This is a genomic window from Pseudomonas brassicacearum (assembly GCF_003732225.1).
Taxonomy (GTDB): Bacteria; Pseudomonadota; Gammaproteobacteria; order Pseudomonadales; family Pseudomonadaceae; genus Aquipseudomonas; species Aquipseudomonas brassicacearum_E.
Genome location: NZ_MOBJ01000006.1, coordinates 95262 through 110644, shown reverse-complemented (window position 1 = coordinate 110644; position 15383 = coordinate 95262). Strand labels below are relative to the sequence as shown.

Annotated in this window: 12 protein-coding genes; 6 read left to right on the top strand and 6 right to left on the bottom strand. The window is 59.5% G+C overall.

The window, feature by feature from the left end; genetic code table 11:
* Positions 1-21 precede the first annotated feature (21 nt).
* Both BK659_RS07410 and BK659_RS07405 read right to left on the bottom strand, forming a co-directional pair.
* Entirely contained in the window at positions 22-516 is a 495-nt protein-coding gene (locus BK659_RS07410; RefSeq protein ID WP_123424439.1) for a DUF934 domain-containing protein, read from the bottom strand.
* Positions 513-2186 carry a nitrite/sulfite reductase gene (locus tag BK659_RS07405; RefSeq protein WP_123424438.1) on the bottom strand — a complete coding sequence of 558 codons (1674 nt, stop codon included), beginning with the start codon at positions 2184-2186 and terminating at the stop codon, positions 513-515. The genes BK659_RS07410 and BK659_RS07405 overlap by 4 nt, the downstream gene beginning before the upstream one ends.
* A 431-nt stretch (positions 2187-2617) precedes the next feature.
* Between BK659_RS07405 and ccoN the strand changes: the two genes are divergently transcribed.
* Positions 2618-4045, top strand: coding sequence for a cytochrome-c oxidase, cbb3-type subunit I (ccoN, locus tag BK659_RS07390; RefSeq protein WP_123424436.1), 1428 nt, complete (start codon positions 2618-2620; stop codon positions 4043-4045).
* Positions 4046-4103: 58 nt separating this feature from the next.
* Positions 4104-4325 carry a cbb3-type cytochrome c oxidase subunit 3 gene (locus tag BK659_RS07385; protein ID WP_123424435.1) on the top strand — a complete coding sequence of 74 codons (222 nt, stop codon included), beginning with the start codon at positions 4104-4106 and terminating at the stop codon, positions 4323-4325.
* Positions 4326-4459: 134 nt separating this feature from the next.
* Here the strand turns inward: BK659_RS07385 and BK659_RS07380 are convergent, their stop codons facing one another.
* Positions 4460-4954, bottom strand: coding sequence for a hypothetical protein (locus BK659_RS07380; protein ID WP_123424434.1), 495 nt, complete (start codon positions 4952-4954; stop codon positions 4460-4462).
* A 70-nt stretch (positions 4955-5024) separates the two neighbouring features.
* Entirely contained in the window at positions 5025-5795 is a 771-nt protein-coding gene (locus BK659_RS07375) for a helix-turn-helix domain-containing protein (protein ID WP_123424433.1), read from the bottom strand.
* A 79-nt stretch (positions 5796-5874) separates the two neighbouring features.
* Here BK659_RS07375 and BK659_RS07370 point away from each other — a divergent pair, with 79 nt between their 5' ends.
* Complete coding sequence (locus tag BK659_RS07370) at positions 5875-6567, top strand: aspartate/glutamate racemase family protein (protein ID WP_123424432.1); 693 nt, start codon at positions 5875-5877, stop codon at positions 6565-6567.
* A 1-nt stretch (position 6568) separates the two neighbouring features.
* On the opposite strand, the gene BK659_RS07365 is transcribed toward BK659_RS07370, so the two are convergent.
* Positions 6569-7090, bottom strand: a complete 522-nt coding sequence (locus BK659_RS07365) for a GNAT family N-acetyltransferase (protein ID WP_123424431.1) — start codon at positions 7088-7090, stop codon at positions 6569-6571.
* A gap of 187 nt (positions 7091-7277) precedes the next feature.
* Between BK659_RS07365 and pdxR the strand changes: the two genes are divergently transcribed.
* From pdxR to BK659_RS07350, 3 genes are all read left to right on the top strand, one after another.
* Positions 7278-8711: a MocR-like pyridoxine biosynthesis transcription factor PdxR gene (gene pdxR / locus BK659_RS07360; RefSeq protein WP_123424430.1), complete on the top strand. Its 1434-nt coding sequence runs from the start codon at positions 7278-7280 to the stop codon at positions 8709-8711.
* 125 nt (positions 8712-8836) lie between these two features.
* Positions 8837-9130 carry a putative quinol monooxygenase gene (locus tag BK659_RS07355; protein ID WP_123424429.1) on the top strand — a complete coding sequence of 98 codons (294 nt, stop codon included), beginning with the start codon at positions 8837-8839 and terminating at the stop codon, positions 9128-9130.
* A gap of 268 nt (positions 9131-9398) precedes the next feature.
* The gene (locus BK659_RS07350; protein WP_123424428.1) at positions 9399-10103 is read left to right on the top strand and encodes an ATPase; all 705 of its coding nucleotides are present in this window, start codon (positions 9399-9401) and stop codon (positions 10101-10103) included.
* A 190-nt stretch (positions 10104-10293) separates the two neighbouring features.
* Here the strand turns inward: BK659_RS07350 and BK659_RS07345 are convergent, their stop codons facing one another.
* Entirely contained in the window at positions 10294-15195 is a 4902-nt protein-coding gene (locus BK659_RS07345; RefSeq protein WP_123424427.1) for an NAD-glutamate dehydrogenase, read from the bottom strand.
* Between the last annotated feature and the right edge of the window lie 188 nt (positions 15196-15383).

The window sequence follows — 15383 nt, the reverse complement described above, 5'->3', positions numbered from 1 at the left end:
CGGATCTGTTGAACGTATTGATCAGCGCCGGCGAAACAACGGTCGAGGCTCGATCACCGAGCGACCGTAATGCACGCTCATCCCCACCAGCCCCTTGAGGGCATCTTCAGCGCACTTGTCTTCACGCACCGCAAAAGCATCGAAACCGCATTGGCGCATATGGCTGAGCTGGTCGCGCAGCACATCGCCAATCGCCCGCAACTCCCCTGCCCAACCCAAACGCGTGCGCAACAGGTAAGCCTGGCTGTAGGCCCGGCCATCGCGAAAACTCGGAAAATCCAGCGCGATCATCGGTAACAGCTTGAGCCATGGCTTGAGACTTTCGACCTCGTCGTCCGGCCCCAGCCACACTGCGTCTCGCGACGGATGATGTTCGATACGGCGCTTCAGCCACAGGGCCAGCGGTAAAATCAGCGGCCCCGCAGGTAGTTCGCTGTCGATATCCCTGACCAACGTCCACGAATCGTCGTCGACTTTGAGCGCCAGACCTTCGCGCAATTGCAGCAGATTGTTCATGCCACCACCTCCAGGCTCTTGGGATAGATGCGCTCCTTGAACGGTTCCAGGCCGATGTGCTGCACGGTATCGACAAACAGCTCCTCGCTCTCGCGGTAACGGACGAAGGTCGCGATGATCCGCTCGATTACCTGCGGCACTTCGGCCGCGCTGAACGAGGGCCCGATGACTTTGCCCAACGAGCTGTTCTTGCCCTGTGAGCCACCGAGGGTGATCTGGTACCACTCGCTGCCATTCTTATCGACGCCGAGGATGCCGATATTGCCGATGTGGTGATGACCACAAGCGTTCATGCAGCCGGAGATGTTGAGGCTGATGTCACCCAGGTCATGGAGGTAGTCCAGATCGTCGAAACGTACCTGAATCGCTTGGGCGATGGGGATCGATTTTGCATTGGCCAGCGCGCAGAAATCGCCACCGGGGCAGGCGATGATGTCGGTCAGCAAGCCGATGTTGGCGCAGCCCAGTCCGCGCTCGCAGGCCAGGCACCACAACGCGTACAGGTCGGCCTTGGGTACATCCGGCAGGACAATGTTCTGTTCATGGGCAATGCGGATTTCACCGAAACCGAACTGCTCGGACCAGTCAGCCACCGCATTCATCTGCGCGTCCGTGACGTCGCCGGGCGGCGAAGCCATGCCGGGTTTGGTCGATAGCACCACGCTGGTGTAGCCGGGTACTTTGTGCGGCTGCACGTTACGGGCGACCCAGCGCGCGAACGCCGGGTTCTCGGTGAGGCGAGTGCCGAAGTCCAGGTCGGTGTCGGCCAGTTGCTCATAGGTGGGCGGCACGAATGCGCTGGCGACGCGCTGGTATTCGATGTCGGTCAACTGCGCCGGGCCATCCTTGAGGTGTTGCCATTCCTGCTCGACTTCCTGGGCGAAGGCCTCGATGCCCAGCGCCTTGACCAGAATCTTGATCCGCGCCTTGTACTTGTTGTCACGCCGACCGTGGCGGTTGTAGACCCGCAACACCGCCTCGACGTAGGACAGCAAATGCTGCCACGGCAACCCTTCACGGATCTGCAGGCCGAGGATCGGCGTGCGCCCCAGACCGCCGCCGACGATCACCCGCAGCAGCATCTGCCCCGCTGCGTCGCGGTAAAGGTAGAGGCCGATGTCATGCATCATGATCGCCGCACGGTCCTGTTTCGCCGAGCAGATAGCGATCTTGAATTTGCGCGGCAAAAACAGGAACTCCGGATTGATGGTCGACCACTGCCGGAGGATTTCCGCCAAGGGCCGAGGATCAATCAGCTCGTCTGCCGCGACACCGGCAAAGGCCTCGGTGGTGATATTGCGCACGCAGTTGCCGGAAGTCTGGATCGCATGCATTTCGACCTCGGCCAGGTGCTCGAGGATGTCCGGCACCTGGGCCAGTTCGATCCAGTTGAATTGCATGTTCTGCCGGGTGGTGAAGTGCCCGTAACCGCGATCGTAATCCCGGGCGATGCTCGCCAGCGTACGCATCTGCCGGGCACTGAGGGTGCCGTAAGGAATGGCGACCCGCAACATGTAGGCGTGCTTTTGCATGTAGAGGCCGTTTTGCAGGCGCAACGGCAAAAACTCTTCCTCACTCAAGGCACCTGCCATGAACCGTTCGACCTGATCGCGAAACTGCGCAACCCGCTCAAAGACCAGGGCCCGGTCGTAGTCGTCATATTGATACATGGTCCTACCTCATCAGTGCTGACCCCAAACCCACACAACACGTAGCAGCTGCCGAGCCCGCGAGGCTGCGTTCGGATGCGAAGCAGTCGTAAAGTCGGGCAACGCGTTTTTCCAGGCAAACCGTGTGCACAGGATTTGCGAGGACTTCGTCCTCGAACGCGGCCTCGCGGGCTCGGCAGCTGCTACGGGGGTGGGTAATCGGGGTTCTTGTGTGGTGGTGACTATGCAACAGCAGCTCAGGGCGTTACAGATTCAGCTAAAAACTAAAAAACCATATCAGGGCGCGTCAGATCACCGCAGGCAGGCCTCTGATCTGATCCGTATTAATGCAGTTTTTCTGAGCCTGTTTTGTTTATCCCATGCTTTCTACAGTGAACGGCATGCCAGACCGGGTGGCCTGGCAAGACTTTGCAACCGTGGAAGCATTGACCATGAGCACAGCAGCAATCGGACAGGCCTATAACTACAAGGTCGTCCGCCAATTCGTCGTGGCAACAGTGGTATGGGGCGTTATCGGGATGGCGATGGGCGTGTGGATCGCCTCGCAACTGGTGTGGCCGGAGGCGAACCTCGATTTGCCCTGGACCACCTTTGGCCGCTTGCGCCCGCTGCACACCAGCCTGGTAATTTTCGGCTTTGCCGGCAGCGCACAGTTTGCCGCCAGTTACTACGCAGTGCAGCGCACCTGCCAGGTGCGGCTGTACTCCGACAAACTCGCCGCGTTCACCTTCTGGGGCTGGCAATCGGTGATCGTCAGCATGCTGATCACCCTGCCGCTGGGCTACACCACCACCAAGGAATACGCCGAGATCGAATTCTCCGGCGCGGTGTGGATGACGGTGGTCTGGGTCGCCTATGCCATTGTGTTCTTCACCACCGTGGTGCAGCGCAAGACCAAGCACATCTACGTCGGCAACTGGTTCTTCGGAGCCTTCATTGTGGTGATCGCCATGCTGCACGTGGTCAATCACCTGTCGATTCCGGTGGGCTGGTTCAAGTCCTATCCGGTGTATTCCGGGGCCACCGATGCCATGGTGCAGTGGTGGTACGGGCACAACGCGGTGGGCTTCTTCCTGACCACCGGCTTCCTCGGGATGATGTATTACTTTGTGCCGAAACAGGTCGGTCGTCCGGTGTATTCCTATCGATTGTCGATCGTGCACTTCTGGGCGCTGATCACCCTGTACATCTGGGCCGGCCCGCACCACTTGCACTACACCGCACTGCCGGACTGGGCGCAGTCGCTGGGCATGGCCATGTCGCTGATCCTGCTGGCGCCGAGCTGGGGCGGGATGATCAACGGCATGATGACCCTGTCGGGCGCCTGGCATAAGTTGCGCACCGACCCGATCCTGCGCTTTCTGGTGTTGTCGCTGGCGTTCTACGGCATGTCGACCTTCGAAGGGCCGATGATGGCCATCAAGACCGTCAACGCGCTGTCGCACTACACCGACTGGACCATCGGCCACGTGCACGCCGGTGCTTTGGGCTGGGTGGCGATGATCACCTTCGGTTCGCTGTACCACATGATCCCGAAAGTCTTCGGCCGCGAGCAGATGTACAGCACGCCATTGATCAACCTGCATTTCTGGCTGGCGACTATCGGGACGGTGTTGTACATCGCGTCGATGTGGGTCAACGGCATCACACAGGGTCTGATGTGGCGCGCCATCAACGACGACGGCACACTCACCTACTCCTTCGTCGAAGCCTTACAGGCCAGCCATCCGGGCTTTATCGTGCGTTTCGCCGGCGGTGTGTTCTTCCTCAGCGGCATGTTGCTGATGGCCTACAACACCTGGCGCACCGTGCGGGTCGCCGATCTGAAATTCGCCAGGAGCGAAGCGCAGATCGCTTGATCCGGCCCATGACGCAAGCCTCACAGGCTTGCGTCTTTCATCTCAGGGAAAGTTCGTCATGATCGAAGTCATGTTGGATCTGTTGGGCGTGGCGTGCCTGTATTTATCGGTGGAGTATTGCTTGAAGCATCAGTCGGCCGAGAGCCTGGACGATGCCAGTCTGATACCGTTTGCCGATGACCCGGAAGTGGCACGGCGGGTGGAGCTGGCCACCGGCAAGACTGTGAAAGCAGTTGCACCTGAAGAAGCCAAGCCGGGCTGGGGGAATCTGGAGGTTTGATGCACCCCCCCTGTGGGAGCGAGCTTGCTCGCGATGGCGGCGTTACATCCGACATTGATGTTGAATGTTATGGCCTATTCGCGAGCAAGCTCGCTCCCACAGGGGTTACTTGTCGGTCACAAAACCTGTATTGCTCAACCCCGATCGCGAGGTATCAGGAGCTGCAATTGCTGGGCGAGGAAATTCGCATCGAAGGCAAAGGTGTCCGGGTCCTTCAGACCATTGGTCTTGCGCCACTGCCAGTCAGTCGAAGGTGGCTGGCACACCAGCGACACACTGCCGTAACGCGCAGCGGTCAGGCCCATCACCGCCAGTGAAATCAGCCCACCGGCCCCCATCACTTCGGGCACGATTTCCACCGGTTTGCCGGCAATCAGAATGCTCAGTTTTTCGGTCTTGAAGGTCGAGCTCTCGACCGGCACGTTCGCCCCGAACGCCACATAGGCTTCGCGGCTCACCTCCAGCAAATGCGGGGCCTTGACCGGTTCCAGCCACTGTTCGATCTGCCCGAACAACTCGCCAATACGCGTCGCCCACACCGCCGATTGGCTTTCAAACAGCTGTTTCTTGTGCGCTTCGCTTTCTGCGTAGTGGCGAAGCATCTCACCCAGTTGCTGTACGTCGTCCATTGCTGTGTTCCTTTGGTTGAAGCAGTACTGCGGACTTTGAGCATGGCAGATGCACGCCGCCGGCGTACGACTAAAAGCGTGAGCGGTATTGGCTGGGCGTCATTCCCAGCAGTTTGCGAAACGCACTGCCCATGTGCGACTGATGGGCGAAACCGCAGTCCTGGGCGATTGCCGCCAGTGGCAGCGAACTGCGCTCGATCAGCCGCCGCGCCGCCTGAACCCGGACTTCGACCAGGTACGCGTGAGGCGTGAGGCCGATGGCCCGGGTGAAGTCACGCAGCAAACGCAGTTCGGTCTGGCCGCCGGTAGCCGCCAATTGCGCCAGGGTCAACGGTTGCTCGAACTGCTCGGTGATCTGCTCCAGCACCCGCGAGAATGCGCGCGGTGCTTGGCGTTGGGGTTTATCGAGGATCGGCAAACCGGCGAAGGTCAAGGCGCATTCGTCCAGCGCAAACCGGTCCGGCTGTGGATCGAGCAGCAACCGCCGGGCTTCGCGCCCCAGTGCCAACGCCTGAACGTGCCCACCAGACTGCACCCGTCGGGTAAACAGGGATCCTGGCTCGTCAGCCAACGGCTCACTCCAGCGCGCCAACAGGTATTCGCCACCCGTCGCCGATTCGGAAAACACTTCAACACCCGCCGGGGTGTAGGCCAACATGCCCGGCCAGGTGTCAAAATCCACCCGATGATCCGAATCGATGGCGTGTACGCCCTGCTGACGTTCCAGCGTCACGCCAAGGGTTTGCCCGGTCGCTGGATCGCGAGCACTGTAGGCCGCACGCGGCAGGAGTTGCAGGCAGAGTTTGCCCCCCAGCAGTCTCTGACTCAGTGGGCCTGGCATGTGAAATTTCCTGATAGATCGAGCCAATGCAACACGGGAAACTCGCTTGTACAGAAGTCAGCCATCACAGGAGCACAGCATGCGCACTATCGGTCTTATTGGCGGCATGAGCTGGGAGTCCAGCGCCGAGTACTATCGCCTCATCAACCAGCAGGTTCGTGACCGGCTCGGGCCGTTGCGTTCGGCGCAGTTGCTAATGTACAGCGTCGACTTCGGGCCTGTCGAACAGGCCCAGCATGCCGGGCGCTGGGAAGATGCGGCGCTGATTCTGGTGGACGCCGCGCGCCGGCTTGAAGCCGGCGGTGCCGAGTGCGTGGTGCTGTGTACCAACACCATGCACAAGGTGGCCGAACAGATTCAGGCAGCGATTTCAGTGCCGTTTCTGCACATTGCCGACCCGGCGGGTCATGCCGCGGTGGACGCGGGTGCGATGACCGTCGGCTTGCTGGGCACGGCCTTCACCATGGAACAGGACTTCCTCAAGGACCAGCTCAAGGCCAAGGGTTTGACCGTGCTGGTCCCGGATGCCACCGAACGGCAGGCCGTGCACCGGATCATCTACGACGAACTCTGCGTCGGGGTGATCAGCGATGCATCACGTCAGGTTTACCAGCAAGTGATTCAAGCGCTGGCCGCACGCGGCGCCCAGGCGATCATCCTTGGCTGCACGGAAATCTGCCTGCTGATCAAACCCGAACACAGCGAGCTGCCGCTGTTCGACACCACTGAGCTGCATGTCCGGGCCGCCGTGGCCTTCGCCCTCGGCGACTGACTCAGGAAGCCCTGAGCGTACGGCGCAAGCGCGCCATGCTCAGGGTGTCCGCCAGCACTCCGTCACGGACCGCGTACTCGCGAAACAAGCCTTCAGTGTCGAAGCCAAATTTGCGGTACAGCGCGATCGCGGCTTCGTTATCCGCGTACACCGTCAGTTCGACCCGTTGCACATTCATCCAGTTATCGGCGAGGTCGAGCACCGCCGCGAGCAACTGCGAGCCAACGCCTTTGCCTTGCCACGCGACCGCCACGCCCATGCCGATGTTGGCGCAATGGCTACGACGGATTCGCGAAAACTGTTCCAGGCCGATGTTGCCGATGACCTGGCCCTGATGCAGCGCCACCAGTTTCACCACCCGCTCGTTCTCCGACTCCAGACGCTTGCGCCAGACCTCAGTGGACTGAAACGGCATTTGCAGCACCTGGCGAGCGACTGCCGGATCGTTGTAGAGCGCAGTGACGCCCTCGATGTGGACTTCGTTGAAACGCTCAAGGGTGATGACGGGATCGGTGGCAGGCATGGTGACTCATCCTTGAAAGTGGTGTGGCAGCCGAGTCTAAACGGATCATTACCTTGGCGACGACAGCAATAGTGTGGCGAGGTGCAGATCTTGATCGGTTGCAACTTCTTCCAAACGCCGCAATACGGGTAATCTGGCGCCACGCACGCCAGCCCAAAATACCCACTACCGCAGGAGCCTCGCGAGTATGGAACTTCATCTTGTGATCAACGGCCGCAAGGACCTCGCAGGTCAGCTGTACCAGCAACTGCGTAGCGCCATTGAGTCGGGGCGCCTGGCCGCCGGGACGCAGCTGCCCCCCAGCCGCTTGCTCGCCGAGCAACTGGGTATCTCGCGCAAGACCATTTCCGACACCTACACGCAATTGACCTATGAGAACTTCCTCACCGGAAGGATCGGCAAAGGCACCTACGTCAATGCCCGCCCCTCGACAATCGTCCGCAAACAGAGCCATGGCGAGTTGGCGAGCGCCGAAAGCATCGAGCGTTGGCGTAGCATGCCGTCGTTCTTGCGCCATCCCACCCAGGAAGGTTCGCTGCGTTATGAATTCATCGGAGGCGCCACCAGCAAGGCACAGTTTCCTCAAGATGACTGGCGCCGTTGCACCGCCCATGCACTGCGGCAGATTTCCAGCTCGAAGGGCTTTTACAGCCAGCCGGAAGGCCTGTCGGCACTGCGCAATGCGATCGCCCGGCATATCGCCTTTTCCCGAGGGGTCAATTGCCAGGAAGACGACGTGGTGGTGTGCAACGGCGCGCAACAAGCGCTGGACCTGATCTCCCGTGTGCTGACCCAACCCGGCAGCCTCGTGGCCATGGAAGATCCCGGTTACCCGCCGGCACGCCTGCTGTTCAGCTCTCACGGTGCCGAAGTGGTCGGGGTACCCGTGGACGAACAAGGCATTCAGGTCGAGCTGATTCCCGACGGCACCCGGCTGATTTATGTCACGCCCTCTCACCAGTTTCCCCTCGGCATGCCGATGAGCCAGACGCGGCGCGAAGCCTTGCTGGTGAGGGCTCACGAGCTGGGCGCGATCATCATCGAGGACGACTACGACAGTGAGTTCCGCTACGAAGGCCGGCCCACCGACTCCCTGCAGAGCATGGATGAGCGCGGTATCGTCGCCTATGTCGGGACCTTTTCGAAAACCCTGCTGCCGGAGTTGCGTCTGGGTTACGCAATTCTGCCGCCGGCTATTCTCGAAGCAGTGATCCGCGCCAAGCAACTCACCGACCGGCACACCTCGACCCTGCCGCAATGGGCGTTGGCCAAATTCATTGCCGAAGGCTGCCTGCTGAAACACATCCGCCGCTGTCATACGGTCTATGCCGGGCGTCGTGAGCGAATCCTCGCACGCGTTGCCGGGGACCTCTCGCCGTGGCTCGAAGCCGTACCGACCACGGCCGGGTTTCACATGGTGCTGCTGTGCAAGGTCGATGTGGATGTCCCTCTGGTCATCGAACTGGCAAAAGAAGTCGACGTCGGGCTGTATGGCCTGAGCGACTTTTACTATCAGCAAACGCCACGAGCCGGGCTATTCATGGGCTTCGGCGCCATCGAAACCCTGGACATCGATGTAGCCCTGGACCGTTTGCGCGATATTTTGCAGCAAGTCTGTTGAGGTCTATTGGTATGGCGCTTTTACTGCCAATTGGCTGTTGGCCGCTACCCGACACAGGCCTATCCTGCACAAGCGTTATCCCACCGTGAGCGAAACCCGCCCGGCTTGATACAGGAGCGTGTGCGATGCCCAACGAAATAATCAATACGGTCCAGGTGCAGGCCGCCGCTGGCCGCTCGGATGAACTGGGCAAGCAATTGCAGAAGATTGTCGAAACATTGCGTGAGCTCCCAGGCTGCGACTCCTACATGGTCGACCGCTGCCCGGAAGACGACAATCGATGGACGGTCAGTGCCCGCTGGCAGTCCGAAACCGCCATGCAGTCACACTTCTACTGCCCGCAAGTTCAAGGCTTCATCAGCCTGATCGACAGCCGACTGGCCAGCAGTGTCGACTTCAACAGTTTCCCCATCATTTAAAACGTCAATACGATGAAATACCGACGTTATTGAAACGCTAATAGCCGCGCACCCAGCCATAAGTAACAGGGTCTGAAACCACTATTCAGACCCTGTTTATTTCGTTAGGCAATCACCGGCATCATTTTAAATCCCTAATAAATTTTTAATCTGACCAGCGGAACAATTGGCTATTTTATTTCCAGCCCACAGGTTTAGTCTTGAACTACGCCGACACCTCCCGGCAACTTATGATCCTCGATTAAACTTGTTTCACTGGAGACTAACCATGAAACTGATCCTGGTAACTGGCATCACCCTCACTGCCTTATTAACGGGTTGTTCGGTGCCCACGGCTCCGCAAGAGCAAGCCGTGCTGAGCAGTTACTTCACCGAACCGGTCATGCGCGCAAACACCGCCCTTGTTCCCAACGGTCCAAAGGTGTCACTGGGTATTGTCTACAGCCAAAACACCCAGAACAGCCGTGCCTACCTGAAGAATTACCAGGCCAACGCCGGCACCGGTTTCGGCCAAAGCCTGCTGGTGCAGCCGATCCACGACGCCTATGTTTCCACGTCCCGGCCCGATATGGCGGTGGATTGGGTCAAGGCCTCCCTGCAACGGCAGTTCGGCTCGGTGACGGTTTACCCGGACATGCAAAGTCTCAAGGCCGCGAAACCGGATGTAGCGGCAATCGTCGACACCCACACTCAGCTCATCACCTCACGCAGTTCCGATGTGCAGGCCGACGTCGCGGTGAACTTCTATGACACCAGGCTCAATTACATCGGCACCGCTCAAGGCCACGATGCAAAAAACCTGAGCCCGGTGTGGGCGGATTTCAAACCGACCCGCGAGATAGTTGCCGACATCAATGAACAACAGAGTATTCAAGTTCGCGCTTTGAAAAAGTTTGACCAGTCGCTCAATAATTTACTGACCAAACCGTCAGATAAACTTTCGATGAACAATACAGCCGTCATCGCTCGGTAGGAGCTGCCACAGGCTGCGATCATTTGATCTTGATATTTCAACTTATGTTGCAAAACAGCTGACGCTAAAAGATCGCAGGCTCCGCCAGCTCCTACACCGATTTCCCCTGTTGGAACCCGCGATCTTTAACGTTTAAATTGAAAAAGCCCCGTCTCTCTCGAGACGGGGCTTTTTATTCAGCGCCTGATGATCAGGCAGCAGGCTCCAGTTCAGCGATTGCAATGGTCGTGACAGGCACCACTGCTTGCCCGCTCAACGCCAGGTCCAGCAGTTCGCGGTTGGCCACCGCGTACATGGCATAGTCAGTGCCGCTGGCGGCACGGATGTCCACCAGCATGGCGCGCCAGCGCTCGACCATGTTCTGGTTCTGGTCCATCCACAAGGCCAGACGCGTTTCAACGTCCTGCTCGCCCTCGCCCATTTGCAGGACCGAGATGGTGATCGCCCGTTGCTGCCAGTCGATGTCATCACGGAACGCTTCGCGGGCCAGCGCTTGCCAGTTGTTTTCCACCGGCAGAGCGCTGATCTGTTGCAGGTACCAGGTCAGGTCCAGCGCGCTGCCCACGGCGAAGTAGGCCTTGGCCACGTCCGCTGCATTCTGGCCGGTCACATCCGCCGCTTCGATGATCGGCAGCAAGGTATACAGGTGAGTGGTGCCTGCAACCATGCGCGCCAGCAACTCAGGAACGCCAGCCGCAACGTACGCCTGATAACGGGTCTGCCAGCCTTCGCGGGTCGGGCCTTCCAGCAGTTCGTCGAGCTTGAGGCCCAGCGCTGCCAGATGTGGACCGAAGTGCGCGACGTCACGGGCAGCATTCTGCTCGTTGCGACGGCTACGCAGGAACCAGCGTGTAGCGCGACGGCCCAGACGCATCAGCTCATCCATCAGCTCCAGTTGCACGTCAGCGGAAACCTGGTAGTCCAGGGCTTCGATCTGACGGAACCAGTGCGGGAGGTGGAAGATATCCCGAACAATTACATATGCACCCGCAACATTCGCCGGGCTCATGCCGGTCGACTCTTTGAGTCGTTGAACGAAGGTGATGCCCATGTGGTTGACCAGATCGTTGGCGATCTGGGTGCTGACGATCTCACGCTTCAGACGGTGACGGCGCATGGCGTCGGAGAACTTGCTCACCAGGGTCGGCGGGAAAGCGGTTTCCATGTCGCGCGTCAGGTAATCGTCGTCCGGCACCTGGGAATTGAGCAGCGCTTCCTTGAGGTCGATCTTGCTGTAGGAGATCAGCACCGACAGCTCTGCACGGGTCAGGCCATGGCCTTCCGCGAGACGCTCGTTGATCGCTTCTTCAGACGGCAGGAACTCGATGGCGCGATCCAACTTGCCACGGCCTTCCAGATCGTTCATCAGACGCTTGTATTCGGCAATCCGCACGAAGGCACGGCGTGCCGCCAGGGACAGTGCCTGAGTCTGCTTATAGTTGTTGCCCAGCACCAGGTTGCCGACTTCGTCGGTCATGCTCGCCAGCAACTGGTTACGTTGCTTGTCGGTCATGTCACCGGCATGCACCACTTCGTTCAGCAGGATCTTGATGTTCACTTCGTGGTCGGAGCAGTCCACGCCACCGGCGTTGTCGATGAAGTCGGTGTTGGAGCCGCCGCCATTGAGGCCAAATTCGACACGACCCAGTTGGGTCATACCGAGGTTACCGCCCTCGCCCACGACTTTGCAGCGCAGTTCGTTGCCGTTCACGCGCAGTGCATCGTTGGCCTTGTCGCCGACATCGGCGTGGCTTTCGCTGCTGGCTTTAACGTACGTACCGATACCGCCGTTCCACAACAGATCCACCGGTGCCTTGAGCAAGGCGTTCAGCAGTTCGGTCGGGGTCAGCTTGTCGGCCTGAATGTCGAAGCGCTCTTTCATCTGCGGGGAAATCGCGATGCTTTTCGCGCTACGGGAGAAGATCCCGCCGCCTTCGGACATGATGCTGGTGTCGTAATCCGACCAGGCCGAACGCGGCAAGTCGAACAGACGCTGACGCTCGACGAAGCTGTTGGCAGGCTGTGGATTCGGGTCGATGAAGATGTGCAGGTGGTTGAACGCAGCGACCAGTTGCAGCTTGTCGGACATCAGCAAGCCGTTACCGAACACGTCACCGGCCATGTCGCCGACACCAACCACAGTGATGCTGTCTTCCTGGACGTTGATGCCGCGCTCGCGGAAGTGACGTTGAACGCCAACCCACGCGCCTTTGGCGGTGATGCCCATTTTCTTGTGGTCATAACCGGCCGAGCCGCCGGACGCGAAGGCGTCACCGAGCCAGAAGCCGTAGTCGATCGCAATACCGTTGGCGATGTCGGAGAAGGTCGCAGTGCCCTTGTCCGCTGCCACTACCAGGTACGGGTCATCGTCGTCATGACGCACGACGTTGGCCGGCGGTACCAGCGCGCCGTCTTTCAGGTTGTCGGTGATGTCCAACAGACCGGAAATGAAGATGCGGTAGCAGGCGATGCCTTCTGCTGCGATTTCATCACGGCTGCCGCCCAGTGGCAGGCGACGCGGCAGGAAGCCGCCCTTCGCACCCACCGGCACAATGACCGAGTTCTTCACTTGCTGGGCTTTTACCAGGCCCAGGACTTCGGTACGGAAGTCTTCCTCACGGTCGGACCAGCGCAGACCACCGCGAGCAACGTTGCCAAAGCGCAGGTGCACGCCTTCGACGCGTGGCGAGTAGACGAAGATTTCGAACTTCGGAACCGGTTTCGGCAGCTCTGGAATCAGGTGCGGGTTGAACTTGAAGCTGAAGTAGGACTTGTTCTGACCGTTGGCGTCGGTCTGGTAGAAGTTGGTCCGCAGGGTTGCCTTGATCAGGTCCAGGTAGCGACGCAGGATGCGGTCTTCGTTCAACACCTGAACGTCGTCCAGAGCGCTCAGAATCGCTTGTTCCAGGCGCAGCTGCTTGTCGTCGAGGTCGTCGCTGGTCAGCTTGCGCGCCAGGTAGAAACGGGTCTTGAACAACCGGGTCAATTCGCGAGCGATATCGGTGTGGTTGTTCAGGGTGCTGGCGATATAGCCCAGGTCGAAGCCCAGACGGATCTGCTTCAGGTAACGGGCGTAAGCGCGCAGCAGCGCAACGTCGCGCCATGGCAGGCCGGCGGTCAGTACCAGGCGGTTGAACGCATCGTTTTCGGCGTCGCCGCGAACGATGTGGACGAACGCGTCCTGCAGCGTGTCGTTGAGCTGCTGGATATCGAGTTCCAGGCCTTCAGCAGCGGTGAACGCGAAGTCGTGAATCCAGAACTCGCGACCGTTGCTATGACGCAGGCGATACGGGAACTCGCCCAGCACGCGCAGGCCGAGGTTTTCCAGGATTGGCAAGACGTCGGACAGGGCCAGCGGGGTATCGGCGTGGTACAGCTTGCAGTGCAGCTCGCGCTGACCGGACACCTGACCCAGCGGCTGATAGAAGCTCATCACCAGCGGATTTTTTTCGCTCAGGCTCAGCAGGTGCTGCATGTCGACCACAGCCGAATGGGCTGCGAAACGCTCGCGGTAGCCGGCCGGGAAGCCTTTCGGGAAGTCGGCCAGCACATTGGTGCCCTGGGCTTCGCCGAAGCTTTCGACCACCAGGCTTGCGTAGTCGTCCTGCCAGCTGCGGCAGGCTTGCACCACTTCTTTTTCCAGCAGCAGCGGGTCGATGTCCAGACGGTTCTTCGGGTCGACCCGCAGAATCAGTTGCACACGGGCCAGCACGGACTCGGAGAAGAAAGTCCAGAACTCGCAATCGCTGGCTTTCAGGCGATCCATCAGCACTTGCTGGATCTTCTGACGCACTTCGGTGGAATAGATGTCGCGTGGCACGTAGGCCAGGCAGTAGCAGAAGCGCCCGTACGGGTCTTTGCGCAGGAACACGCGAATCTTGTTGCGTTCCTGGATCTGCACGATCGACATCACGGTGCTGAACAGCTCGTCGACCGGGGTCTGGAACAGATCGTCACGCGGCAGTACTTCGAGTACCTGGGCCAGTTCCTTGCCCAGGTGCGCCTTGGCCTGGAAGCCGGAACGCTGTTCGATAACGTCGACCTTGCGACGGATGTACGGAATGACCCGCACGCTTTCGCCATACACCGACGAGGTGTACAGGCCCATGAAGCGGCATTCCTTGATGACTTTACCGTTGGCATCGATCTGGCGGATCGACACGTAATCCGGGTAAGCCGGACGGTGCACGCGGCTCGGGTGCGCAGCCTTGGCGAACGACAGCGGAGTCGGTTCGCGCAGGTAGTTCACGGCGTAGTCTTCGATACGCAGGTCTTCGGCCGTCAGGCCGGCGCGCAACAATCGGGTCAGGCCCAGGAACGAGTTCTGGTCGTACTCGATATAGCCGCCATCCTTGTCGTCACGAACCACGAACTCTTCGTAACCCAGGAACGTGAAGTGGTTGCCCACCAGCCACTCGAGGAAGCCTTTGATCTCACTCTTTTCTTCGGCATCAACGGCAAATTTGCTTTTGTCGATGCCTTCGATCAGCTCCTGGACCTTGGCTTTCATCGGTTCAAAATCGGCGACCGCAACGCGGACTTCACCGAGAACCTGTTCCAGCTCCTTGCTCAATACATTGAGTTCGGCGGTATGCGCGCAACGGTCGATCTCAAGGTACATCAGCGATTCTTGCTGAATGCCATCGCCATGGGTGCCTTTAGGCAGGATTTCCAGCAGCTCGCCCTTGGCGCCGCGACGCACGCTCAGCACGGTGGTTTGCAAGGTATGGATGCTGTAACCGCGACGGTTCAGTTCGGTGCGCACCGAGTCCACGAGAAATGGCAGGTCGTGGTGCAGCACTTCGACCGCAGTGTGGGTCGACTGCCAGCCGTGGCGTTCGTAATCGGGGTTGTAAACGCGCACTTGTGGTTGCGCGTGGTCAAAGCGCTCAAGCAGGCGCCAGGCAGAAAGAGTGCAGCCGGCGAGGTCGGACAACCGGCGCTGGGTCAGTTCATCCAGGGAAATAATGCCGAAAAATTGTTCAGCGAACAGCGCCACTTGTGGCAGTGCCTGTTCACTGATGTGCTGCGCCAGTGCCGCTTGCAGTTGGTGCTGGAAGTCGGCTTTGCTGGCTGCGGTGAAGAACGCCATCTGTGGTACTCCGCTTGGGCTTGTTATTGATGGAAGCGTCGCGTGCAAAACCCCTTTCGGGGCGATCCGTCACCCTGTTCCTGAATCTCGGGCAGAGGTTATCAGGGTGACAGATGGGTGAAGCTGGACGAGACACTCAGGTCACATTCACCTTCCATGAATGGGCATCTGCAAAAACGACTGCGCGA